Source organism: Mucilaginibacter xinganensis (assembly GCF_002257585.1).
GTDB lineage: Bacteria > Bacteroidota > Bacteroidia > Sphingobacteriales > Sphingobacteriaceae > Mucilaginibacter > Mucilaginibacter xinganensis.
On sequence record NZ_CP022743.1, the window covers coordinates 1,401,016 to 1,423,630 of the forward strand.

Sequence of the window (22,615 nt, forward strand, 5' to 3'; positions counted from 1 at the left end):
TAAAAACAATGGAAACTATCATAAATACCCCCGGCAAAATCAGCGGCAAAACAATGGCCGGAATCATCATTGTCATTATAGGTGGTTTGTTACTTATCGATCAACTCGACCTGTTCTTTGTTCCAAATTGGTTATTGAGCTGGCCAATGGCAATTATAGCGTATGGCCTTTATATGGGTGCCAAATATAATTTCAAAAAACCGGTTTATATCTGGTTACTGGTTATTGGAACAGCCTTTTTGCTAACCGATAATATTGACAATGCCGACCGCATGGTTTGGCCGATAGCCATTATTGGAACAGGCGCCTGGATGGTAATGAAACATACCAAACATGACGAAGCCCATGCACAGGACGCCTCTTATAAAGAGATCTAATTCAATACATTTTTCATAGCGGTTGAGAGCTGCCCTGGTTATCCGGGGTGGCTTTCTTTGTTTAGCGTGAAAGGGTGTACCATGGAATATTTAGGAATCCTTTTCTTAAATAAACCTCTATTCCATCGCCTTCCAAATACCTGTTAAATCTGGCTTGTGAAACTTCAATATCTTTTGGTGCGGGATCATCATCCCATGACACCAGTTTGAAATGATAATGGGTACGTTTATTGTATTCAGTGTACTTATTATAAACTTTGGTATGAATTAAGGTTGGCGGCGCTTTATCCATTTCGCAATTTACTTGTATGGTGCTGCCATAACCATAAAAGCAGGATAATACTATCATAAAAATTACCTGACCTTTTACCGCATCCGTATTTTTGTTGAAACCGGTTGCATACAACAGAAAAAAAACAATCACTCCAATTGGAACAGCAATTATCCAAACATGCCCATATCTTAAAATATCGAACTCTAATAACCCTTTAATAAACAATGTTAACGCAGGAATATAAAAGCCAAACATTACCCAAGGATATACGCTTCTTTTCTTGTTAGAGATGAATTTTATCAGTCCGCCGCTGAACTTCATAACAACAATACCCAGCAGTGGATATATCAACGATAAAGCTGTTAACACAGGGCTTTCAAAAATAATCATTGGAAGGCCAATTACAGCACCTGCCACATTGTAAATTATAGCTACTTGCCGAGCTCTTTTCAATTTCTCATCGTGTTCATTCTCTGTTGATCCAAAATCAGGGTCTTTCAGGAATAGCAACTTTTCTTCCGCGAGATCTGCCTTATCTAAATTCGTAAAATTTTCTATTAGCCAGTCAACTACTTGTTCAGAACCTGCAAACTCGCTATAGTTTTTTATACTGAGTTTATATTCTGTAAAGGATTCAATTAAGATCAATTTGCTTCCGACTCTAATGCCTTTTACATCACTGAATAGCAACTCCTTGTTTGTAAAGACGTTCACTTTTCTAATACGGTCATCGTAAATAACTATTTTAGCTTTAAACTGATTGATAAGAATTAATATTCCACCAACCAGCAATAAAATAGGAAGTATGAATATTAGTTGTTGAGCCCCGGCCTGCAGATTAGAAATTTTAAAAAGAAATAATGAAAAGAAAATCATTAAAGTTCCTAAAATTGAATTAAATATTTTTGAGCCCGTTGATATTGTATACTCTGTCTCCATTTATATAATTGTGATGCATTAAATATATAAAAATGCATTAATTTACAGCAGTTATTAAATTTATCCCCTTATGAACAAGACTTTACGAACACTTACATTTCTGTTCTTGCTGTTGTTATCAGCAAAACTCTCATCGGCACAAAATAAAATAGTTGTCTTCCAGTCGGATTTTGGGTTGAAAGATGGGGCTGTTTCAGCAATGAAAGGTGTAGCCATGGGCGTATCGACCGATTTAAAGCTTTACGACCTTACACATGAAATTCCGGCTTACAATATTTGGGAGGCCTCTTATCGCCTGGAGCAAACTGTGAGGTATTGGCCCGCCGGCACCGTGTTTGTTTCGGTAGTTGACCCGGGTGTGGGTACCACGCGCAAATCGGTGGTGCTTAAAACAAAATCGGGCCAATACATTGTGACACCCAATAACGGCACCTTAACGCTGGTGGCGCAATCATTAGGTATTGATGAGATCAGGGAAATTAACGAGGCGGTGAACCGCCGTAAGGATTCGCAAAAATCTTACACCTTTCATGGCAGGGACGTGTATGCCTATACGGCCGCACGCCTGGCTGCCGGGGCCATTACCTTTGAGCAGGTAGGGCCGCTGCTGCCCAAGCAGGTGGTAAGCATTCCCTACCAGCAAGCAGTGATGGACGGCAAGATACTAAAGGGCAACATCCCCGTGCTTGATGTGCAATACGGCAACGTGTGGACAAACATACCCGATACTTTATTTAAGCAGCTTGGCCCCAAATATGGAGATGTTGTTCACGTTAGCATTTTTCATAAAAATAAACAGGTTTACAAAGGCGATATGCCCTACACCCAAACTTTTGGCGCTGTTGCGGAAGGGAAGCCACTGGCCTATTTGAACAGCCTTTTACAGGTTTCATTTGCCCTGAATATGGGTGACTTTGCCAAAACGTACGACGTGGCTAGTGGTGGCGAATGGAGCGTGGAAGTAAGTGTTAATTAGGAAAGCTGCAATTGGCTTTCAACGATTGCATGGCGTACAGTTAACTCACCCCGATATCGCTTCGCTCGCCGACCCTCTCTTCGCCTGCGGCGGAAAGAGGTGAGGGGGAAAGATAAATGGGATTTCTTGGGCCCTCTTTCCCGCTTGCGGAAGATAGGGCAGGTTTGGCGAAGCGAAGACCGGGTGAGTAAACTCTGCGAGCGATATCACCGGTGGTTGCATGGCGTATAATTAACTCACCCGACTACGCTACGCTGGTCGACCTCTCTTCGCCTGCGGCGGAAAGAGGTGAGGGAAACAAATAAAAGATTAAATGAATTTCTTGAGCCCTCTTTACCGCTTGCGGAAGAGAGGGCAGGTCGGGCGCAGCGAAGACGGGGTGAGTAAACTCTGCTAGCGATATTACCGGCGGCGTTGCATGACGTATAATTAACTCACCCGACTACGCTACGCTGGTCGACCTTCTTCGCCTGCGGCGGAAAGAGGTTGGGGAAAGGTTTTATTTTTATCTTTAGTCATGCCTTCTATAATTGAATTATGTCGCGAATTACGGCAACGTGAAACAGCCGCTGAAAAGGCCTTATGGTATCATCTCAGGAATAGAAAATTATTTGAGCATAAATTCTTGAGGCAATATCCAATTTGTGTTGAGTCTGGGTTTGGCAAGAGACTATATTATATTCCCGATTTTTATTGTCATAAAGGGAAATTGGTCATTGAGGCTGACGGTCCTATTCATGATTTTAAAAAAGAATATGATAAAAACAGGGAGGATGTATTAATTTCTTTAGGCTTAAAAATACTCCGGTTTGATAATTCAGGAATACTTAATAATATGCCAGCAGTATTAGAAAAGATCAGGGAAAGTTTATCATAAAAACATTTTCCACGCCCTCTTTACCGCTTGCGGAAGAGAGGGCAGGTCGGGCGCAGCGAAGACGGGGTGAGTAAACTCTGCAAGCGATATTACCGGTGGTTGCATGGCGTACAGTTAACTCACCCGACTACGCTTCGCTGGTCGACCTTTCTTCGCCTGCGGCGGAAAGAGGTGAGGGAAAAAAGATTAAATGAATTTCTTGAGCCCTCTTTCCCGCTTGCGGAAGAGAGGGCAGGTCGGGCGAAGCAAAGACCGGGTGAGTAAACTCTGCTAGCGATATTGCATGGCTATTCTGCACTTGTCACTAACTCAGCCCCGACCAAACTGTGAAAAAAGAAAAACTTAGATCAGGCATCCAACTTTTTCACCGACACTTTATATTATCTTACCGACTTCTTTAAATATACTGCCAGTTTTTGTTTGGCACACTTATAATGTTACCTTAGTTTTGGATAAGATTAAAATGCTGATAATATAATGAACAACGATATAGTACACCCTAATAATCCCCGCAATGGTAAGGCCCTGGCCGGGATAGTTTTGCTGGCGATAGGCGCCATACTGCTGGTGAAGCAGTTTGATTTCTTTTTTGTGCCGGGATGGTTGTTCAGCTGGCCAATGTGGCTTGTTGGTTGGGGGCTTTTTATAGGAGCCAAAACCAATTTTCATAAACCTTCCTCATTTTTGCTGATCCTGTTAGGTATTGTGTTTTTAATAAATGAAAACTTTGACCGCGCCGACAGGATAGTATGGCCAATAGCGATTATAGGCCTTGGTTTGTGGTTGATATTAAGGCGTCACAGTCATTTTGACAAAACCCAGTGGAATAAAGATAACAAATGGGGCAGCGCCGCTTATACGCCGCCGGTAACTGAAGAGCCGGTAGTTGATTACACTATTACCCAGGATTATACCAATATGAAAGAGCCGGTAAATCCTTCGGCATCGTACAAACCAACCGGTGATGATTACCTTGATACTGTTTCGGTTTTTGGCTCGGTAAAGAAAACCGTGCTTTCCAAACACTTTAAGGGCGGCGAAATTGTAAATATTTTTGGTGGTGCCGAGCTGGATTTTACCCAGGCCGACATCCAGGGGAAAGTGATTATTGATATTACCCAGATCTTCGGCGGGGTGAAAATGATTGTTCCGCCGCACTGGCAGGTAGTGCCCGACATCGCCGCAGTATTTGCGGGTATTGAAGATAAAAGAATGAAAAGCACCGCTGCTGTGGGAAGTGAAAAGATCCTGGTTTTAAAAGGAGTTTCAATTTTTGCAGGAGTGGACGTACGGAGTTTCTAAGATTGATCTGTATAAACAACGCCAGGGGATTTTAGCTATACGAAGATTACCCTGCACTACATTCAAAACTCAACAACACTAAAAACATCTTCCGGACTTTCGGCCTTTCCCGACTTTCCGGACTTAAAGAAATGGCCTTACCATTAAACCACACCTCATCAAAACTGTACGCAGCTTTTATAGCATGCGGGCTGGCCTGGACCGGCTTGCAAAGCTATGTAGTGCATAGTTTTGACTTTAATTGGTACATTGCCTTTACTGATGGGTTGATTTGTTCAATTTTGCTGGCTTCGGCATGCTGGCTCATCAACAATAATTTACGTTATTACCAGCCCGAAAAAGGCAATTACCTGAATATCCTGATCTGGATAGGTGCGCTGGCTGCCATTTGTACTTTCGGCAGCAGGTGGATCCTTCCTTTTTTGGCTACCGGCCCCACCTATACCAGGTTCCTGGTGAACTCATTAACCATTAGGTTTTTTACCAGCTTTTTGGCGATAGGGTGGATGGCTATGATCAGTATGATCTACTACTCGCAGCTGGACCAGAAAGATAACGAAAAACGCAAGGCCGAAGCCGAGCAGCTGGCCCGCGATGCCGAGCTTTACAACTTAAGGCAACAGCTGCAGCCGCACTTTTTATTCAATAGCCTTAACTCTATAAACGCCCTGATAGGCTTTAAGCCCGATGAGGCCCGGCGGATGATCCACCAGCTGTCGGACTTTTTACGCGGTACCTTAAAGAAGGATGACCAGCAGCAGGTGCCGTTAACTGAAGAGCTGGCACACCTTAACCTTTACCTTGATATTGAAAAGGTACGCTTCGGGCACCGCTTGCAAACGGAGATCAGTTGCGATGAAAGATCTGGACAGGCGGTGCTGCCATCCATGTTATTGCAGCCCCTTGTTGAAAATGCTATAAAATTTGGTTTGTACGATACCATAGGCGATGTAGTGGTAAGCATTCGCGCCGAAATGGAGGGTAACTACCTGATAATAATGGTGCAAAACCCCTACGATCCGCAAACATCAAGGCCTAAAAAGGGTACTGGTTTTGGGCTTAGAGGGGTACAACGCAGATTATATTTACTTTTTGCACGTAATGATTTGATGGAAACTCATGCAAATGATAATATATTTACAACTATTATTAAAGTACCGCAGTTATAAATATGAAACGTGCCTTAATTATTGACGATGAGCCTTTGGCCCGGATGGTTGTATTGGAGTATCTGCAGGCTTTTCCGCAGATAGAAGTAATGCAGGAATGCAATGATGGTTTTGAAGGCCTCAAGGCTATTCAGCAGTACCAGCCCGACCTTCTTTTTTTGGATGTGCAGATGCCCAAAATCAACGGTTTTGAAATGCTGGAGCTGGTTGAAAGCCCGCCTGCGGTTATCTTTACCACCGCCTTTGACGAATATGCCATTAAAGCTTTTGAGGCCCATGCGGTTGATTACCTGTTAAAACCTTTTAATAAAGACAGGTTTAACAAGGCTATTGAAAAATACCTGGCCCAGGCGCCCGAAGCCCCGGCTGCTAAAAAGCATACGGAAGATCTGTTGGAAACCGCCTCACATTCGCCTGCCCAGCATGAGCGGATTGTGGTGAAAACAGGAACTAAAGTGAAAATAATCCCTGTGCAGGATGTGCAGTACCTTGCCGCAGATGACGACTACGTTAGCGTTTATACCGCCGAGGGATCGTTCCTGAAAAATAAGACCATGAACTTTTTTGAGCAAATGCTGGACCCAAGGCAGTTTGTAAGGGTACACCGCTCATACATCATAGCTATCCAGCAAATAACCCGGATTGACCCTTACGAAAAAGATGCCCACCTCGCTATCCTTAAATCAGGCGCTAAAGTGCCGGTTAGTAAAACGGGTTATGTGAAGCTGAAGCAGGTGCTGGGGATATAGGGGGATTTCGGAATTTGGATGTTCTATTTTCAGTACGCTCGGTTTTTGTACTTTTTAAAAGTGAACCTTACAAAAAGCTTTTCCATCGGTTACTCGTCAATTGGCTACATAGCACGCGGCAATAAGCCGGTGATGCTTGCGGCAGCGGAGGGGCATTAATGTCGAATTATGGAAGCCAAATGATCTGGAATATGCAAAAATGAGCTCCATTACCACTAAATTAACGCCGTCTATGGCTATTAAACTTTGGCCAGTGTATTAGGCACCAGCCTAAACTGAAAACGCTTCTCATTTTCACGAGAAGCGTTGCGACATAAATAACAGTGTCGGATCAAAGCCATTTGATAAATCGCAATGATTGTACTTGCGTCATCACTGGTTTTTGTTAGTTAGCTATTTTGGTAAACGTAACATGCGCATTTTCCGCAGGGTTAATGCTCGACAAGAAAAAATTAGTTGTGGTTTTTTTACTGATAAATAATTTTTTGCTTAATAAGCCTAATGGCTTTGTTACGCCAAAACTAATGTCAAAGCCATCAGGGCTTGATCCATAAATTGGGATTCCATAATAAAATATGGCATTTTGATACAGCCATGAGCCAACTGTTAATTTCCCATTTTGATTGGCCGTTACTTTACCTGACTGGTCAAAAACAAATGTATAGGTAGAAAATTTATCTGTTGCGCTTGAGGTGCCTTCCAGATAAGAAGTAACTTTCCATGTACCTACCGAAATGATCTGGCCAATTGCCAGATGAGAGGTAACGGTATCGGTAGGTGGAATGCTGGTAACCGGGTTAGTAGGTGAACTTGATGAACCGCCGCCTGATTTAGAATTTACACTCCCTGACAACGGATTGGATGACGCTGTCGGTTTTAAGTTGAGATCCTTTTGGCAAGCGAAGAAGAATGTTGATGATAGCACTGTTAATAATGCAAGTTTAAGTCCTGGTTTCATTTTTTTGTTATTTTAAGTTTAATAAATATGTTTTAATATTATTTAGTAAACATTGGATACCAGGACGTAACCTGCTAATTGATTTTTCTTTTTGAACCGATGAAAGCCATCAGAATATTTATTTATCCGATTTTGGATTGATAATTTATTTGACCATAACCAACTGCTTATGCTGCCGCATACGTCCCATACTTGTGGTCTGGCTGTTGCAACAATATTTACATTTTGAATAAAGGGACTTAAAATCTTGTTTCATTTGTTCCACCTGTTCCACTTGTTCCATGTTGTTTCAAACTGTTTTTTTTGTTCCATTTGTTTCCAGTGTGCACGTTGTTCCGCGGAACAAGCGGGAGGATTGATGAAAACAATAACCCCGTCTGTTACAAAAGGTATTTTGTGGAGTAGCGTGCGGCTCATCATCCCCCGGTAAAAATCACCATAAACTATAAAAGCTAATCTGTTCCTCCGCATCTTTGCGAAAACAAATTTGTTATGCCACATCTTTTTTCTCCTATAAAAATAAAAGACATTGAGTTTAAGAACCGTTTGGTAGTATCGCCGATGTGCGAATACAGCGCCGAAGATGGTTTTGCCAATAACTGGCACCTGGTACATTTGGGCAGCCGTGCCGTTGGCGGTGCTGCGCTGATCATTACCGAAGCTACAGCGGTATCTCCCGAAGGAAGGATTTCGTATGGTGACCTCGGCATTTACAAAGACGAACACATTGAAAAGCTGAAAGAAATAACTGATTTTATCCATGCGAACGGTTCTGTTGCGGGCATGCAGCTGGCACACGCCGGGCGCAAGGCCAGCCATGAGCTGCCGTGGAAGGGCAACGCACAGATCGCGTCTGACCACCCAAACGGATGGAAATCATTTGCGCCAAGTGCAATTCCATTTGTCCCGGAAGAAGAAGCACCCGTTGAACTGGATAAAGCCGGGATTGAAAAGATAAAAGCAGATTTTAAAGATGCTGCGGCACGTGCATTGGCTGCCGGTTTTAAGGTAATTGAGCTGCATGGCGCACACGGCTATCTGATCCATGAGTTTTTATCGCCGTTAAGTAACCACCGTACCGATGAATATGGAGGGTCGTTTGAAAACCGCATCCGGTTTTTACTGGAAATAATTGAAACGGTGAAAGAAGTATGGCCGGCGCAGCACCCTTTGTTTGTGCGCATCTCGGCGAGCGACTGGACCGAAGGCGGCTGGACAGCAGATGACTCATCAGCCCTTGCAAAAGTGCTGCTTAACAAAGGCATCGACCTGGTTGATTGCTCTTCTGGCGGTAACGTGCTGGCCCGAATTCCATTGAAGCCGGGCTACCAGGTTGAGTTTGCCGAAAAGGTGAAGAAGGAAACCGGAATGTTAACCGGAGCCGTAGGTTTGATCACCGAGCCGAAGCAGGCCGACGAGATCATCCAAACCGGCCAGGCCGACCTGGTAATTATGGCCCGCGAGTTTTTACGCGATCCGCATTTCCCGTTGCGTGCTGCATTTGAATTAGGGCATGAAGTAAAATGGCCGGTGCAATATGAACGGGCAAAGTGGAGTAAATAATTATTAATTTTACACTGTTAATTTGCGATTGCTTCATATCTCACAATCACAAATTGGGTTTTATATAAATTGTAAATGAAAAAGTACCTTTCGTTAGTAACCTTTGCGCATACCATTTTCGCCATGCCGTTTGCCTTTATAGGCTTCTTCCTGGCAGTTACTACTACCGATTACCGTTTCGACTGGGTAAAGCTGGTGCTAATGGTGCTGTGCATGGTGTTTGCACGTAACGCCGCTATGGCATTTAACAGGTACCTTGACAGGCACATCGATTCAAAAAATCCGCGTACCAAACAGCGCGACATTCCATCAGGCAGGATCAGCCCTGCGTCGGCCCTTACATTTACTATCGCTAACTGCCTGCTGTTTGTTGCAACGGCATGGTGTTTAAATAATCTTTGCTTTTACCTTTCGCCGGTGGCATTGCTGGTGGTGCTGGGTTACAGCGCAACTAAAAGATTTACGGCTCTTTGTCACATGGTGCTGGGTCTTGGCCTTTCGCTGGCGCCAATAGGAGCATACCTTGCGGTAACCGGTCAGTTTGCCTTAACCCCGCTGTTTTTCTCGTTGGCGGTACTGTGCTGGGTGAGTGGTTTTGATATTATATACGCCCTGCAGGATGAGGACTTTGACCGCGGCGAAAACCTGCATTCTATCCCTGCGTGGTTAGGTAAAGTAAATGCGTTAAGGTTATCTACCTTTTTACATGTGCTGTCGGCAGCATTTGTGGTAATGCCGGTGTTTTTTACACAGGTGGGTGTGCTTTATTATGTTGGGATCCTGTTTTTTTGCGGGATGCTGATTTACCAGCACCTGCTGGTAAAACCAAACGACCTGAGCCGGGTAAACTTTGCTTTTATGACCACCAATGGCATTGCCAGCGTAGTGTTTGCCGTTTTCTTCTTGCTGGACAGGCTTTGGATCAGGTAAGGAAATCCCAAAGTTAGTAAAGTACAGAAGGTGGGATTTTGTATATTTACTTATTAAAACAGTCGCACATCAATAAAATGGACCAATTAAAAGTGCAGGGCATTTTCAGGGAGCAGCTTAAAAAGTACGTTGAGTTTAACGAGGCGGAATGGATAGTTTTTGCACAGCATCTTGACTTTCGCACGCTGAAAAAGAAGAAACACTTTGCAGAGCCTGGCGTTGTTTGTAAGGATATCGGCTTTATTGCTAAAGGGGCGGTCCGTTATTATCATATTAAGGATGGCGAGGAAATTACCGGATATTTCAGCTTTGAAAATGAATATGTAAGCTCCTATAAAAGCTATCTTACCCAAACACCGGCTTTAAGCTTCATCCAGGCGCTGGAGGATACCGACCTGATTACCATCACCCATAAAAACATGCAGTTAATGCTGGCCAACCCGATGCTTGCCTACAAGATGGAACGGTTTGGCAGGTTAGTAGCTGAACATTACCTGATCTGCTACGAAGACAGGGTAGCATCCTTTGTAACCAAAACACCCGAAGAACGCTATGTTGATTTGCTGAGTACCGGCCGCGAAATATTGCAGCGCATGCCCCAGCATTACATTGCCCATTTTTTAGGAATAACCCCGGTGTCACTCTCGCGGATCCGGAGGAGGATACTGGTTGAAACGAAATAGGTAAATTTACTTTGAAACCTGCTGATCCAGTTCTGAAATGTCAAATTCTTTTTTGAAATAAATTACTTCTGTTGCGGTGTACAACCCTCCCGCGTGAATATCAACCAGCTTCCATCCTAAGCCTGTCATGTAATTTAATACATCGGTTTCTGTAGTTAACTGATTTACATAATTTAATTTTTGAATAACTGTGGTATCTTTCGGTGCAAAGAGCTCCTTTTTTAAGCCAAAGGAAATCTTAGCTTTTTTGGAAACTGAAACTCTGCAATATTTGTCAACTTTGTTTTGGGCAAATGCAAAGTAACCTGAAGTGAAAAACATTACCGTTAAAAGGAAGAGATGCTTGTTCATGATTTAAGTTTGATGTTATAAAGTTACCCCCAAATCTTATTAAAAAAACATAACAGGTATTAGAATTGTATTAGAGTTACATATCAATATCTGATTACAAAATTTAAGTTTTAGAGCAGGGTGGTTTTGCCTAATTGGCCGCCTATCCAAGCAATGCAGGCCTAGTCTCTAATCTCCAGCCGCTAACCCCCAAATTCTTATCTTTTGTTAACGTTTTGAATGTGAGGATGCCTGTACCTTTGATTAAATCAAAAACGAAACATTATGCACACTATATTAGGAGCCGGCGGCGCAGTAGCAAATGCACTAACCCGCGAACTTGAAAACAACAATGAAACCATCCGCCTGGTTAGCCGTAAACCCATTGTAAGCGCCAACAAAAATGTAAGCTGGAAAAAGGCCGATCTGCTAAACTATGCAGAGGTGCTGGAAGCCGTACAGGGCTCAACTGTAATTTATCTTACCGCAGGGCTGGTTTATGATAAAAATATCTGGGCAGCGCAATGGCCCGTTATTATGCAAAACTTTATTAACTTGGGCAAAGCAACGGGCGCCCGGCTTATATTTTTTGATAACGTTTATATGTATGGCCTGGTTGATGGCCCCATGAAAGAAGATACGCCTTACAAACCGTCAAGTGTAAAGGGCGGCATCCGCGCTAAAATTGCAAACATGCTGATGGATGAGGCAAAGGCAGGAACTATCCGTGCCAGCATAGCCCGCGGAGCTGATTTTTACGGAACCGACAACAATAATAGTTTTGTTGATATGATGGTTTTAACCAACTATGCCAAAAAACAAAAGGCGCAATGGATAGGCAACCCCAACAAACTCCACAACTTTAGCTATATCCCGGATATGGGGAAGGGAATGTTTCTGCTGGGGCAACACCCCGAAAGTGATAACCAAATTTGGCACATGCCTACTGCGCCCGCCATTACCGGCAAAAAGTTTATGGAAATTGCCTCCCGGGTTTATGGTGTAAAACCTGGCTATTTTGCGGTGAATAAGTTTATGCTGTGGGCCTACGGCTTATTTAACAAAGTAGTGATGGGAGCGGTAGAGATGTATTACCAGTACAACCACGATTATATTTTTGATTCGTCGAAATTTGAGAAGGCTTTTAATTTTAAACCTACAAGTTATGAAGACGGGTTGAAACTGATGTCGGAAACGTTGTATGCGAAGAAGTAGTGAGGAAGTCCGAAAGTCGGGAGAGTTAGTAAAGACCGAAAGAAAAGAGTTTTATTAAAACAGCATCAGATTTTTCATTTTGAAGTAATACTTAAAATCATTCACACTTTCCGGCTCCCGGTCTTTCGGACTAATTCTGCATATTTGCATATAAGACATCATAAAAATGATCCACAAAAAAACAAGAACATATATACCTGCCGGGTTCGAAATTAAATGGGAAAGCCTGGAACCGCTTTATGTAGAATTACGCGACCGCAGCATCAACTCCGTTGCCGAACTTGAAAAATGGCTGCACGATCGCAGCGAGGTTGAAGCCGCTTTGGAAGAGGATTTTGCCTGGCGCTATATCCGCATGACCTGCGATACCGCCAGCGAAGAGTTGCTGCAAAATTTTCAATATTTTGCTACTGAAATTGAACCCAAAATTGCCCCTTTTAGCAACGATTTAAATAAAAAGCTGGTTGACAGCCCCTGGGTTGATCAACTGGATCATCAAAAATATTTCATCTACCTGCGCGGGATAAAAAAATCACTGGAGTTGTTCAGGGATGAGAATATTCCGCTGCAAACCGAGATCCAGGTTGAGCAGCAAAAATACCAGTCTATAACAGGTGCTATGTCGGTTCATATTGGCGATAAGGAATTTACTTTGGAGCAGGCATCTGTATTTTTAAAGGATACTGACCGCGCCAAAAGACAGGAAGTTTGGGAGAAAATAACCGCGCGCCGCCTGCAGGACAAAGGCCAGCTGGATAAATTGTTTGATCACCTGCGGGAATTAAGACACAAGGTAGCATTGAATGCCGAGTTTGAAAACTTTAGGGACTATATGTTCCAGGCGCTGGGCCGTTTTGATTATACGCCACAGGACTGTTACGCTTTTCACGAAGCTATTGAAAAGGAGATTGTACCTATATTGCGTGAGCAGGCCGAAAAACGCAAAGCGGCCTTAAAGCTCGACGCGCTGAAGCCATGGGATATGGACGTAGATGTATCAGGCAAGCCGGCATTAAAGCCCTTTAACGGTGGTGATGAGCTGATAGAGAAGTCTATCCAGTGCTTTAGCAATATCAACCGCTATTTAGGTGAGCGTTTGGAGATAATGAAGGATAACAACTTGTTTGATGTGGAAAGCCGTAAAGGCAAAGCACCGGGCGGTTATAATTATCCGCTGTCAGAAACAGGTGCGCCGTTCATCTTCATGAACTCGGCCAATACCTTCCGCGATTTGACTACCATGGTTCACGAGGGCGGCCATGCGGTACATACCTTTTTAACTGCCGACCTGGAGCTGAACGATTTTAAACATTGCCCAAGCGAAGTTGCTGAGCTGGCTTCCATGAGTATGGAGCTGATCTCGATGGATAACTGGGATGTTTATTTTGATAACGAGGAAGATTTGAAACGCGCCAAACGCGACCAGCTTTTTGATGTATTGAAAACCCTGCCATGGGTAGCCGTGGTTGATCAGTTTCAGCACTGGATCTATACCAATCCTGGCCATACCGATGCGCAGCGTACGGAGGCCTGGATAGAGATCTACGAGCCCTTTGGCGCCGGCTTTGTTGACTGGAGCGATCACAAAGAAGCTGAAGAAAACCTTTGGCAAAAACAGCTGCACATTTTTGAGGTGCCTTTTTACTATATTGAATATGGAATGGCCCAGCTTGGTGCAATAGCCGTTTGGAAAAACTATAAGGAAAACCCGGAGAAAGGTTTAAAGCAATATCTTGAGGCTTTAAAGCTTGGCTATACCAAAACCATTAAAGAGATTTACGAAACAGCCGGGATCAAGTTTGATTTTAGTGCTGCTTATGTAAAGGAACTTGCTGCCTTTGTGAAGACGGAGATGGATAAGTTGTAATAAGAATTTAAATAAGAATTTAAAAGCGGGAGTATTAAAACACTGCCCGCTTTTTTATGAACTTACTTAGCGATTTCTTTATAGGCATCTATCAGCGGCGCTATCAATTTTATAGCCTGTAAGCGCCAGTTGGTATTCACAGCTTCATAATCGGTATAGACATAGTATTTTTCAAAATTCAATTTTGTTGCGCCCGGTTTATAAGGCCCGGTTAAGGCGATGAGCGCATTTTTATCGTCCCTATCTGGCAATGAAAATTTAAACGCATAATAAACCGAGCCATTTTTTATAACGCTGCCCAATAAAACCATTTTTTTGGGGCTGCCATAATCATCCTGCGAAACATACTGGTAAAGGCACAGCCTGGCATATTCAGATTGGCTCCTGTATTTTAGCGGGATCATTGTGAGCTGATTTTGCTTGCTGAAGGCTTCCATCACATCATAACGGGTGCCAATGCTATCCAGGTATTTGTTAACCAGCTGCTGGTTGTTTGGCAAGCGGTTTTTGATGCGTGCAATTATGGCGTCGGGTGCATATATGCCGTTCGGGTCCCGTTTTAAATAGCTGGCGGTTAATTTGTCGTTAAACTCGCCGGTTTTTATTTGCCCTATCAGCTGCATATAATTATACATTTCGGTATTGTACAAATTATTGCTGCTATCGCGATGGCTGATATAATTGTCAAAATCTGCCTGTGCGTAGGTCATAATGGCGTTGTAGCTGGCTTTTAACTGGTTTGCATACGGCGCGTCCTTTTTGTTTGCCATTTGCTGTGCAGTACGCAAAACGTAACTGCGCAGGTTGTCGTACTTGGTAAGCGGCAGTAATTGGTCAAAATGGGCTGCCGCAAATTCCAGCGAATCATTCAAAGGACTAAAAATTTGATATCCCTCTTTAACAGTTACCGGCGGATCGGTTGTGAGCAGCCTTAAGTAATTGTCATAGCCGTTCTTTTTATCAACGGTGGTTATTATACTTAAAACAGCGCCTTTCAGGATGTCTTTCCCTTTTAGCTTAGGGTATAAGTTTACCAGGAAAGTTGCCGTTGTATCATTGCTCACGTCCCTGAATATTTTGATGAGTTTTGCCCTTACGCCGGTTGCTGATGAATCATCGGGATAGCTTTTTTGCAGCGCTTCATAAACAGCGGGATACTCATCCGGCTTAAAATCATAATAGGAAAGCGCCCCCAATGCGGTTGCATAAACGCTAGTATCGCTTGATTGAAGCGCTTTAAATATTTGTGTGGCTTTTGAAGTAGCAAGGTAATTATTGGAGCGGTTTGGATTGGTAATCTTTAAGGAATTGTAGAAAGTGTTGCTGGTTTTGCTAAACAATTCTGAGTTGTCCAAATGGCACACAAAATAATAAACATCGCTGCCATTAACCAGCATCCTTACGCGGCTTTTATCATTGCTTCCCTTTATTTGGGTAAGCAGTTCGCGGCCTTTTACACCATCAACCGTAATGGTATCAACCTTTAGCAGAGTATCCTGGTAACCTATCAGGCTCTTGATCATGCTGGTGTATAAAGAATCAGTGCTGCTGATGCGGAAGTAGGGGCGGATTGTTGAATGCTCAAAACCATACAGGCCGCCTGAGTTTGCATCGGTAGAATAATAAGTAACGATGTTGGTCAGATAGCTGGTGTATTTTGTAATACTGGCGGTATCTATCAAAATCCTTGGGTTGGCCAGCATCTGCAACTGGTACTTGTTGCTGTCGTCCTTAAAGCTATAATAGGAAGGGTCAGCATAGGGCAGGTACTTAAACGAATCAAAAAATGCATCCTTGCCGAAGTCTTTTTGATCGGGCTGGGTAATTTCTTTCAGCAGCAGGTAAATCCGGTTCCCCCTTGCATAAAGCCTTATAGTAGTATAAAACCCTCCTGTCAATATAACCCGGTATTCCCGTCCGTCGTAATCGCCTTTGGAGATATCAACAGGGCCGCTGATAACTTTTCCTTTGTTTTTAAAATCCGTAAAAATGCTGTTGAATAAAGCAGTCTTGTCTTTAAGATAAGTGCCCGCCGGATAGTCGTTATACCTAACCAGGTACGATTTTGAATTAAGGCTGTCTGTGCTTACATACATATTAAGTGACATCGTGTATTTATGCGTTTGTATCTGGGTAGGTAGTTCTTTGGTTATTACCTGTGGCTGTCCGGGTAATTTAACAGAAAATGCCGCAGCCGGGTTGGTGAAAGTTATCCATGATGCAGGCGCCTTGGGTACAACCGGAAAGCTTATAAACGAGTTCAGGAACCGGTTTATATAAGGCAGGTTTAAGCGGTTAATTTTTGCACCGGCATAAAAAACATAAAACCGGTTTTCAATCAATATCAGGCGCATCCGCGAATAACCAGTGGCGGTTTTCAGCGATATTTCGGTACAAGGTAATTTGTTAAAGTCAAAGCTTTTGCGGCTTATTACCTGGGTTTTGTTACCAGCTGTTATATTGCTTACAAACTTATTGACTACCTGCTCCCTGTTCGCGGCTTTATCCTGTGTTCCGCGTTGAACGGCATAGATGCCGTAATAAACATCATTCGCCATGTCGGGATAAATAAGTGTAGTTACTCCCCCAGTATTGTATTTGATAGGCGTACCGGGGAAATTGATTGCATAGCCGGCATTTTCATCGCGGTGTGCCGGCCAGTTCATTTTCATATAGTCAATATGATAACTATCTGAAACGCCTGTAAATGAAGCTTTCACTTTGGTTACCATGTAACCTGCCTTCCTCAGCAATGCAATTACACCGTCGGGCCCGGGCAAATGGGCGGCACCCACTGCGGTAAACAATGTTCCATCGGCCATAAATTTGATCATACTGCCTGCCATAACCTTGTTGCGGGCTATTATGGATGAATCAATCATCCCCACGCGTAGTGCATAGTTATAGATCTCGTCAAGGTTTCCGGTGCTGTAAATATTTATCATTTCCTCCTTGCTTTCGTCCTTCGCTTCAGTAACATCATCGTCAAGCAGTTCAAGAATCCGTTCCTTAATTGCATCTTTTGAGCCGTAATATTCATCAAACTGGGCAGCTGCATCTTCCAGGCCCGATATGTTTTTATTCAGCGTGCGGGCAATGCCATACAGGTAAGCATCAATAAATGAAACCTGGTCGTCGGCCTTATGGTCATCCGGTTCCATCATTGATTCCAGCACCATAGGGTCAGTTTTATCCATTTCGTAACCGTTTTTTGTCTTGAACTTTTTGGTAAGCATGGCATACTGCTCCTTGCTCAAAAGTTTATCAACGTTACGGGTGCTGTCGCCGTTTTGCATTACAGCGAACATTTTTATCAGCAGGGTATCAGGGTGCACCTCCATAGCGAACCTGGAGCTGCTTTGCAGAGCCAGCATAACAGAGTCGCTGAAATTAAACACGCGCCTGTCCTTAACATGCATGGTGCCAAAAAGGTATGACGGCTGGGTAAGGCCTTTGCCGGTTATTTTCCAGAGCAGGCTGTAGTTTGGTTTTTGCTTTATCGCGTTTTTTTGCTGCGCGTTAACATTTAACGCAAAAAGGGAAATTGCAAGCACGGCAATAACTGTACGAAAAGGTGATAGGTTATTAGTCACGAATGAGGTATTAGGGTGTTATAAAATAAATTTAAACCAGGTAGCAGGTAATTATTTTAAGTTAATTAATTACACATCCAATATATAAAATTTATGCAAACTACAATGATGCCTGCTGTATATTAATGTTCTTATGAACAAAATTAATAGGAGTGATAAGGGTGGTTTATTTTCGTAATTAGTTGTAAAATAACCAAATATGTCATAAAAATATCATTTCATAGCAGTTAAAACGCTTTAAATTAAAACCAATTGCTGTTTTAACAGTTTAATAAAGTATGAAAAAGATATTATTAAGTTTCGCCCTTATACTATACGTTATAACGGCGTTCAGCCAAACAGCACTTAAGCCCGTGAAGATAGATAGCTTAGTAACAGTTTCTTTACCACAGGGCTTTCAAAAGAAAGACACACTGGGTCAGCACATATATTCTGCTAATGCATTATATGGTTTTATGACCGTGATAGTGGCTCCTAACGAAAAAAACAATACGCCGTTAAAAAAGGAGAACGACCTTAACAATGTGTTAAAGAAGTATATCACCAGTATTGAAAATCAATCGGGTGCCAGCAGCAGCGCACAACATGTTAGGGATACTACCATTGGCGCATTAAAGGCAAAAGTATTTACTTTAAGAAATGATGACGGAAATGGCGCTATCCAGTTAATTAACTTTACACTGCTTTACACCAAAGATGTAACTTACACTTTTGAATATGTGTATCCGGGCGAAAGAAAGGATTTTATAAAGCCGGAGTACATGGCATTTGCTTCATCTATCCGCCTTTCGCCGCAATTGCAGCGTAATGACCAGTACCTGTCAAACGCAAAGAGCTTCCCTGTTGCCAAGGTAGCCTTAATTGGCGGCAGCGCCCTTGTTATCGTGTTCATCGTGATTGCGATGATCAGAAGAAAGAAGAGATTGGCTTTGAGCTAATATTTGTTAAAGTTTCCTGAAAATAGTCCCGGGTAAATTCTTTTTGCCGGGGACTATTTATTTTAATACCTTTTCAACAAGCCCCTGTTCCATGAAGGTTTATTTAAAAATTGCTTGCGGTCAATAAAACTTAGCCAGCAACCCGTAACCAATACGCCGATAACTGATCCCGCTACAACATCTTCAAAAAAGTGTTCGCTCAGGTACATGCGTGAGTAACCTACCGCTATGGCAACCAGTAATAACAGGATGCTCCAATTTTTATTTTTTGCCAGATATACGGTTACTACCGCTGCGGAAAACGCGGTTACCGTATGGCCCGACGGAAAACTGTGATACTGGATCATGTAAACGCCTTTTACCAGGTGCATCAGGCTTGCTTTATCTTTGTAAAGCAGTATGGGCCTTGGGGCATCAAAAATATACTTTACTGCCTGCGCCGTTAACGATGTTAGCGCATAGCTGGTGATCATTAAAAACGAGGCGCGGTAATTGAAAAGCGATAAGATAGCCGATAAAATGATAATAGTAATACCGTCACCAATATCAGTTACGTAGGGGGCAATATAGTCCAGAAAGGGGGAGTAGCAGGCATTTACTGCAAAGTAAATCGCCTCTTTGGTAAACAGTACTTTAACCAGCAAACAGCCGCAAAGCAGGATAAGATAAATGATAAAAAATAGCCTTATTTGTTTTAAAACATCATTTATTCCTATATTCATCGTGCAAAATAAGCATATACTTACTGAATCCAAAAAAATGGTTATGTTTACAATTGCTGATCAAATTATTCAAACGAATGTCTAAGAGTATATTCCGAAAAAAAAATATTCATAAAATATTAGCTGACGTTGCCAGCGGCTTCAGTGATGCCGAACATTCAGGCTCACATCTTAAAAAAGAACTAAACGTAAAGGACCTTACCCTGATGGGGATTGCCGCTGTAGTAGGGGCAGGGATCTTTTCGACCATAGGCCTGGCCTCATTTAACGGCGGCCCCGGCGTAACCATCTTGTTTGTACTAACAGCTATTACCTGTGGCTTTTCGGCCTTATGCTATGCGGAATTTGCATCGCGTATCCCGGTTGCGGGCAGCGCCTACACTTATGCATACGCATCATTTGGCGAGCTGATAGCCTGGATAATAGGTTGGGACCTGCTGATGGAGTACGCTATAGGTAATATTGCAGTGGCCATTTCCTGGAGTACCTATTTTGTGAACCTGATGGAAGGTTTTCATATTCATATCCCGGAATACCTGACCATGGACTATTTTACCGCATTTAAGGCACATCAGGCTATTCAAAATCACACCGCTGAAATTACCGATACTATAAAGCAGGGAGCTTTGGCCTGGAGCCGGGCACCGGGTTTTGGCGGCGTTAAATTAATTGCCAATGTTCCCGCGCTGCTAATTGTAGTTATTATTACTTACCTGGTTTACATCGGTATTCGCGAAACCAAGAAAGCTACCAACGCGATGGTGTTTTTAAAGATAGCCATTGTGATTGTAGTAATTGCTGTTGGCTTTTTTTACGTTACCCCTGCAAACTGGCATCCTTTTATGCCAAATGGTTTTGGTGGGGTAATGAAGGGGGTATCGGGTGTGTTTTTTGCTTATATCGGGTTTGATGCCATCTCAACCACGGCCGAAGAATGCCAGAATCCACAACGCGATCTGCCGCGCGGGATGATCTATTCCCTTATTATTTGTACTGTACTTTACATATTGATTGCCCTGGTGCTTACCGGTATGGTAAGTTATAAGGAACTTGCAGTTGGCGATCCTTTAGCTTATGTATTTACCAAACTACATTTAAACGCACTGAGTGGTATTATATCTTTCAGTGCCGTTATTGCAACGGCCAGTGTGTTACTGATATTTCAGTTGGGGCAGCCCCGCATCTGGATGAGTATGAGCCGTGATGGTTTATTGCCAAAAGCATTTTCACGGATCCATCCAAAATATCACACCCCATCATTTGCCACCATAGTAACCGGTTTTGTGGTTGCCATACCGGCTTTGTTCATGAACCTTACCGAGGTTACAGATTTAACCAGTATAGGCACCCTTTTTGCTTTTGTTTTAGTTTGCGGCGGTGTATTGCTGTTACCTCGCGAAGCTTCGCGGAAGGGCCGTTTCCACTTGCCGTATATCAATTCAAAATGGATTATCCCGGTGGTATTTATAGTTGGAGCCTATTTTTTAAAGGATCATGTAGTAAACATGTTTACCGGTAAAGATGCACATCAAAATTTCCCATTCTTCCTGTTCATTATTCTGTCGGCGGTGCTTGCGGTAATGTCATTTGTTAAGAATCTTTCACTAATACCTGTACTAGGTTTGTTAAGCTGCTTTTACTTAATGACGGAATTGGGATATACCAACTGGCTGCGGTTTTTGATCTGGCTGGTTATTGGCCTGGTGATATATTTTACTTACGGATACAAACACAGTTTGCTCGGTAAAGAAAAGGCGGCATAGTTGTTTTGCTATCTGATTGATTGTTTGCTTAATGCTAAAAAGGATATTATGAATATAACTACCATAATTGGCCTGCTGGCAGCGTTCGGTACCACAGTATCCTTTTTACCACAGGCTGTTAAAACTATCCAAACAAAAAACACCTCTGGTATATCACTGGCAATGTACGGGCTTTTTACTACAGGTACCTTGTTATGGCTCATCTATGGATTAATGAGCGGAAGCCTCCCTGTTACCATTGCCAATGCCATCACCTTTATTTTTGCCAGTATTATACTGATATACAAAATGATTTATAAGTAAGATGTTATAATTGGTCGTAAGTGTATTAACATCTGCAAAACTTACAATAATGGTACTCTTTAGCAGAACTCTCTACAACTCCATTGCAAAGGACAGCCCTTTTACACCGTCCTGATACATTGGCATAACCATGGTATGTTTCCCGGTCTTGTCCGTATGAGTTAGTTTATTACGAAGGTAAGGATATACCAAATAAGCAGCTTTTGTAGAAAGGATGCCGAAGCCGGCACCTGCAATAACGTCGCTGAACCAATGGTCGCGATGATACATTCTGAAAACACCAGTTGTAACTGCAAAAGCATAGCCCACTATTCCATATACCGGTGATTTCCCTGAATACTCTTGCGCTAAAAACTCCGCCCCCATAAACGCATTGGCCGTATGCCCTGAAGGGAAGGACAAATAATCTCCCCTGTTGGGACGTAAACGATGGGTTGTGTTTTTTAAGCCGTAAACAGAAATACCGGCTATGCCTGCAGAAAGGCCAAGCAATGCCGTTCTGTCAATAAATGTGTTTTTGCCTGATACGCCAACCAGGTTTAGACCGTAAACCAGCGCAACAGGCGCAAACTGAAAGTAATTTTCAAGGCTTCCGCTGTAGCGCGGATAATATTTGTTGAAGTTATTGTTAACGTAATAATCAAACCGCCGCACCGGGTGAATAATGAAACTGGAAATTCCATAAACAACAAAAATAGCAGGAGGGATTAAAGCAGCTGTTTTGCTATGCAGCTTTTTTACAGTATCCGGAGCCGTTAAAAGATCTTTTTTTAATGTATCGGCAAGTTTCTTTTTGGCTGTATCGGTATCCTGGGCTGTGGCATTAAATGAAATAATACACAATAACGCAAATAATATCTTTCTCAATGGCTATATTTTTTAGTACTTAACAATTTATTGATGGGTATGTTTTTTAAAATATATACACCAATAATATTAAAATAGATTTCACTAAAACCTAAAAAAAATAAAAATATTGTTTAATTCTGTAGTAATTCTGAATTGGGTGGAGTTAACCCATTATGAAGTTTAGGTTAATAAAAGTAAAATTATCACAATAAAATAACCGTTAAAGTCTTACAACCGG

Annotated in this window: 21 protein-coding genes; 14 read left to right on the forward strand and 7 right to left on the reverse strand. The window is 42.6% G+C overall.

Features of this window, described 5'->3' with window-relative positions; translation table 11 throughout:
- Nucleotides 1-8: 8 nt before the first annotated feature.
- Nucleotides 9-377 (forward strand): LiaF transmembrane domain-containing protein, encoded by a 369-nt coding sequence (locus MuYL_RS06165; protein WP_094569700.1) that lies wholly within the window; start codon nucleotides 9-11, stop codon nucleotides 375-377.
- A 61-nt stretch (nucleotides 378-438) separates the two neighbouring features.
- Here MuYL_RS06165 and MuYL_RS06170 read toward each other — a convergent pair whose 3' ends face one another.
- Nucleotides 439-1,590: a hypothetical protein gene (locus tag MuYL_RS06170; RefSeq protein ID WP_094569701.1), complete on the reverse strand. Its 1,152-nt coding sequence runs from the start codon at nucleotides 1,588-1,590 to the stop codon at nucleotides 439-441.
- A 70-nt stretch (nucleotides 1,591-1,660) separates the two neighbouring features.
- On the opposite strand from MuYL_RS06170, the gene MuYL_RS06175 reads away from it, so the two are divergent.
- From MuYL_RS06175 to MuYL_RS06195, 5 genes are all read left to right on the forward strand, one after another.
- Nucleotides 1,661-2,566: an SAM hydrolase/SAM-dependent halogenase family protein gene (locus MuYL_RS06175; RefSeq protein ID WP_094569702.1), complete on the forward strand. Its 906-nt coding sequence runs from the start codon at nucleotides 1,661-1,663 to the stop codon at nucleotides 2,564-2,566.
- 517 nt (nucleotides 2,567-3,083) lie between these two features.
- Nucleotides 3,084-3,443 (forward strand): endonuclease domain-containing protein, encoded by a 360-nt coding sequence (locus MuYL_RS06180; protein WP_094569703.1) that lies wholly within the window; start codon nucleotides 3,084-3,086, stop codon nucleotides 3,441-3,443.
- 477 nt (nucleotides 3,444-3,920) lie between these two features.
- Nucleotides 3,921-4,745, forward strand: a complete 825-nt coding sequence (locus MuYL_RS06185; RefSeq protein ID WP_094569704.1) for a LiaF transmembrane domain-containing protein — start codon at nucleotides 3,921-3,923, stop codon at nucleotides 4,743-4,745.
- A gap of 131 nt (nucleotides 4,746-4,876) precedes the next feature.
- Nucleotides 4,877-5,914 carry a sensor histidine kinase gene (locus tag MuYL_RS06190; RefSeq protein WP_170309729.1) on the forward strand — a complete coding sequence of 346 codons (1,038 nt, stop codon included), beginning with the start codon at nucleotides 4,877-4,879 and terminating at the stop codon, nucleotides 5,912-5,914.
- Between the two features lie 2 nt (nucleotides 5,915-5,916).
- Nucleotides 5,917-6,663 carry a LytR/AlgR family response regulator transcription factor gene (locus MuYL_RS06195; protein WP_094569705.1) on the forward strand — a complete coding sequence of 249 codons (747 nt, stop codon included), beginning with the start codon at nucleotides 5,917-5,919 and terminating at the stop codon, nucleotides 6,661-6,663.
- A 385-nt stretch (nucleotides 6,664-7,048) separates the two neighbouring features.
- Here MuYL_RS06195 and MuYL_RS06200 read toward each other — a convergent pair whose 3' ends face one another.
- Complete coding sequence (locus MuYL_RS06200) at nucleotides 7,049-7,621, reverse strand: hypothetical protein (RefSeq protein WP_094569706.1); 573 nt, start codon at nucleotides 7,619-7,621, stop codon at nucleotides 7,049-7,051.
- A 252-nt stretch (nucleotides 7,622-7,873) separates the two neighbouring features.
- Nucleotides 7,874-8,092 carry a hypothetical protein gene (locus MuYL_RS06205; RefSeq protein WP_157740647.1) on the reverse strand — a complete coding sequence of 73 codons (219 nt, stop codon included), beginning with the start codon at nucleotides 8,090-8,092 and terminating at the stop codon, nucleotides 7,874-7,876.
- Between the two features lie 21 nt (nucleotides 8,093-8,113).
- Here MuYL_RS06205 and namA point away from each other — a divergent pair, with 21 nt between their 5' ends.
- From namA to MuYL_RS06220, 3 genes are all read left to right on the forward strand, one after another.
- Nucleotides 8,114-9,184: an NADPH dehydrogenase NamA gene (gene namA / locus MuYL_RS06210; protein ID WP_094569708.1), complete on the forward strand. Its 1,071-nt coding sequence runs from the start codon at nucleotides 8,114-8,116 to the stop codon at nucleotides 9,182-9,184.
- A gap of 75 nt (nucleotides 9,185-9,259) precedes the next feature.
- Nucleotides 9,260-10,114 carry a UbiA-like polyprenyltransferase gene (locus tag MuYL_RS06215; protein ID WP_094569709.1) on the forward strand — a complete coding sequence of 285 codons (855 nt, stop codon included), beginning with the start codon at nucleotides 9,260-9,262 and terminating at the stop codon, nucleotides 10,112-10,114.
- A gap of 77 nt (nucleotides 10,115-10,191) precedes the next feature.
- Nucleotides 10,192-10,797: a Crp/Fnr family transcriptional regulator gene (locus MuYL_RS06220; RefSeq protein WP_094569710.1), complete on the forward strand. Its 606-nt coding sequence runs from the start codon at nucleotides 10,192-10,194 to the stop codon at nucleotides 10,795-10,797.
- A gap of 6 nt (nucleotides 10,798-10,803) precedes the next feature.
- Here the strand turns inward: MuYL_RS06220 and MuYL_RS06225 are convergent, their stop codons facing one another.
- Nucleotides 10,804-11,148, reverse strand: coding sequence for a hypothetical protein (locus MuYL_RS06225; protein WP_157740649.1), 345 nt, complete (start codon nucleotides 11,146-11,148; stop codon nucleotides 10,804-10,806).
- Between the two features lie 264 nt (nucleotides 11,149-11,412).
- Here MuYL_RS06225 and MuYL_RS06230 point away from each other — a divergent pair, with 264 nt between their 5' ends.
- Both MuYL_RS06230 and MuYL_RS06235 read left to right on the forward strand, forming a co-directional pair.
- A complete protein-coding gene (locus MuYL_RS06230) occupies nucleotides 11,413-12,342 on the forward strand; it encodes an NAD-dependent epimerase/dehydratase family protein (protein WP_094569712.1) in 930 nt (309 codons plus the stop codon).
- A 166-nt stretch (nucleotides 12,343-12,508) separates the two neighbouring features.
- A complete protein-coding gene (locus MuYL_RS06235) occupies nucleotides 12,509-14,209 on the forward strand; it encodes a M3 family oligoendopeptidase (RefSeq protein ID WP_094569713.1) in 1,701 nt (566 codons plus the stop codon).
- A 62-nt stretch (nucleotides 14,210-14,271) separates the two neighbouring features.
- Here MuYL_RS06235 and MuYL_RS06240 read toward each other — a convergent pair whose 3' ends face one another.
- Entirely contained in the window at nucleotides 14,272-17,802 is a 3,531-nt protein-coding gene (locus MuYL_RS06240; RefSeq protein ID WP_094569714.1) for a TraB/GumN family protein, read from the reverse strand.
- Nucleotides 17,803-18,080: 278 nt separating this feature from the next.
- Here MuYL_RS06240 and MuYL_RS06245 point away from each other — a divergent pair, with 278 nt between their 5' ends.
- Nucleotides 18,081-18,740: a hypothetical protein gene (locus MuYL_RS06245; RefSeq protein ID WP_094569715.1), complete on the forward strand. Its 660-nt coding sequence runs from the start codon at nucleotides 18,081-18,083 to the stop codon at nucleotides 18,738-18,740.
- Nucleotides 18,741-18,802: 62 nt separating this feature from the next.
- On the opposite strand, the gene MuYL_RS06250 is transcribed toward MuYL_RS06245, so the two are convergent.
- Nucleotides 18,803-19,462: a phosphatase PAP2 family protein gene (locus MuYL_RS06250; protein ID WP_094569716.1), complete on the reverse strand. Its 660-nt coding sequence runs from the start codon at nucleotides 19,460-19,462 to the stop codon at nucleotides 18,803-18,805.
- 77 nt (nucleotides 19,463-19,539) lie between these two features.
- On the opposite strand from MuYL_RS06250, the gene MuYL_RS06255 reads away from it, so the two are divergent.
- The gene (locus tag MuYL_RS06255) at nucleotides 19,540-21,225 is read left to right on the forward strand and encodes an amino acid permease (protein ID WP_094569717.1); all 1,686 of its coding nucleotides are present in this window, start codon (nucleotides 19,540-19,542) and stop codon (nucleotides 21,223-21,225) included.
- Nucleotides 21,226-21,273: 48 nt separating this feature from the next.
- Nucleotides 21,274-21,528 carry a SemiSWEET transporter gene (locus MuYL_RS06260; RefSeq protein ID WP_094572868.1) on the forward strand — a complete coding sequence of 85 codons (255 nt, stop codon included), beginning with the start codon at nucleotides 21,274-21,276 and terminating at the stop codon, nucleotides 21,526-21,528.
- A gap of 72 nt (nucleotides 21,529-21,600) precedes the next feature.
- On the opposite strand, the gene MuYL_RS06265 is transcribed toward MuYL_RS06260, so the two are convergent.
- Nucleotides 21,601-22,395 (reverse strand): phosphatase PAP2 family protein, encoded by a 795-nt coding sequence (locus MuYL_RS06265; protein ID WP_245845794.1) that lies wholly within the window; start codon nucleotides 22,393-22,395, stop codon nucleotides 21,601-21,603.
- Nucleotides 22,396-22,615: the final 220 nt, after the last annotated feature.

What these genes read in the sequence shown, in the direction of transcription:
- MuYL_RS06165 (WP_094569700.1), top strand. Translation starts at nt 9, where the DNA reads ATGGAAACTATCATAAATACCCCCGGCAAAATCAGCGGCAAAACAATG.
- MuYL_RS06170 (WP_094569701.1), bottom strand. Translation starts at nt 1,590, where the DNA reads ATGGAGACAGAGTATACAATATCAACGGGCTCAAAAATATTTAATTCA.
- MuYL_RS06175 (WP_094569702.1), top strand. Translation starts at nt 1,661, where the DNA reads ATGAACAAGACTTTACGAACACTTACATTTCTGTTCTTGCTGTTGTTA.
- MuYL_RS06180 (WP_094569703.1), top strand. Translation starts at nt 3,084, where the DNA reads ATGCCTTCTATAATTGAATTATGTCGCGAATTACGGCAACGTGAAACA.
- MuYL_RS06185 (WP_094569704.1), top strand. Translation starts at nt 3,921, where the DNA reads ATGAACAACGATATAGTACACCCTAATAATCCCCGCAATGGTAAGGCC.
- MuYL_RS06190 (WP_170309729.1), top strand. Translation starts at nt 4,877, where the DNA reads ATGGCCTTACCATTAAACCACACCTCATCAAAACTGTACGCAGCTTTT.
- MuYL_RS06195 (WP_094569705.1), top strand. Translation starts at nt 5,917, where the DNA reads ATGAAACGTGCCTTAATTATTGACGATGAGCCTTTGGCCCGGATGGTT.
- MuYL_RS06200 (WP_094569706.1), bottom strand. Translation starts at nt 7,621, where the DNA reads ATGAAACCAGGACTTAAACTTGCATTATTAACAGTGCTATCATCAACA.
- MuYL_RS06205 (WP_157740647.1), bottom strand. Translation starts at nt 8,092, where the DNA reads ATGCGGAGGAACAGATTAGCTTTTATAGTTTATGGTGATTTTTACCGG.
- namA (WP_094569708.1), top strand. Translation starts at nt 8,114, where the DNA reads ATGCCACATCTTTTTTCTCCTATAAAAATAAAAGACATTGAGTTTAAG.
- MuYL_RS06215 (WP_094569709.1), top strand. Translation starts at nt 9,260, where the DNA reads ATGAAAAAGTACCTTTCGTTAGTAACCTTTGCGCATACCATTTTCGCC.
- MuYL_RS06220 (WP_094569710.1), top strand. Translation starts at nt 10,192, where the DNA reads ATGGACCAATTAAAAGTGCAGGGCATTTTCAGGGAGCAGCTTAAAAAG.
- MuYL_RS06225 (WP_157740649.1), bottom strand. Translation starts at nt 11,148, where the DNA reads ATGAACAAGCATCTCTTCCTTTTAACGGTAATGTTTTTCACTTCAGGT.
- MuYL_RS06230 (WP_094569712.1), top strand. Translation starts at nt 11,413, where the DNA reads ATGCACACTATATTAGGAGCCGGCGGCGCAGTAGCAAATGCACTAACC.
- MuYL_RS06235 (WP_094569713.1), top strand. Translation starts at nt 12,509, where the DNA reads ATGATCCACAAAAAAACAAGAACATATATACCTGCCGGGTTCGAAATT.
- MuYL_RS06245 (WP_094569715.1), top strand. Translation starts at nt 18,081, where the DNA reads ATGAAAAAGATATTATTAAGTTTCGCCCTTATACTATACGTTATAACG.
- MuYL_RS06250 (WP_094569716.1), bottom strand. Translation starts at nt 19,462, where the DNA reads ATGAATATAGGAATAAATGATGTTTTAAAACAAATAAGGCTATTTTTT.
- MuYL_RS06255 (WP_094569717.1), top strand. Translation starts at nt 19,540, where the DNA reads ATGTCTAAGAGTATATTCCGAAAAAAAAATATTCATAAAATATTAGCT.
- MuYL_RS06260 (WP_094572868.1), top strand. Translation starts at nt 21,274, where the DNA reads ATGAATATAACTACCATAATTGGCCTGCTGGCAGCGTTCGGTACCACA.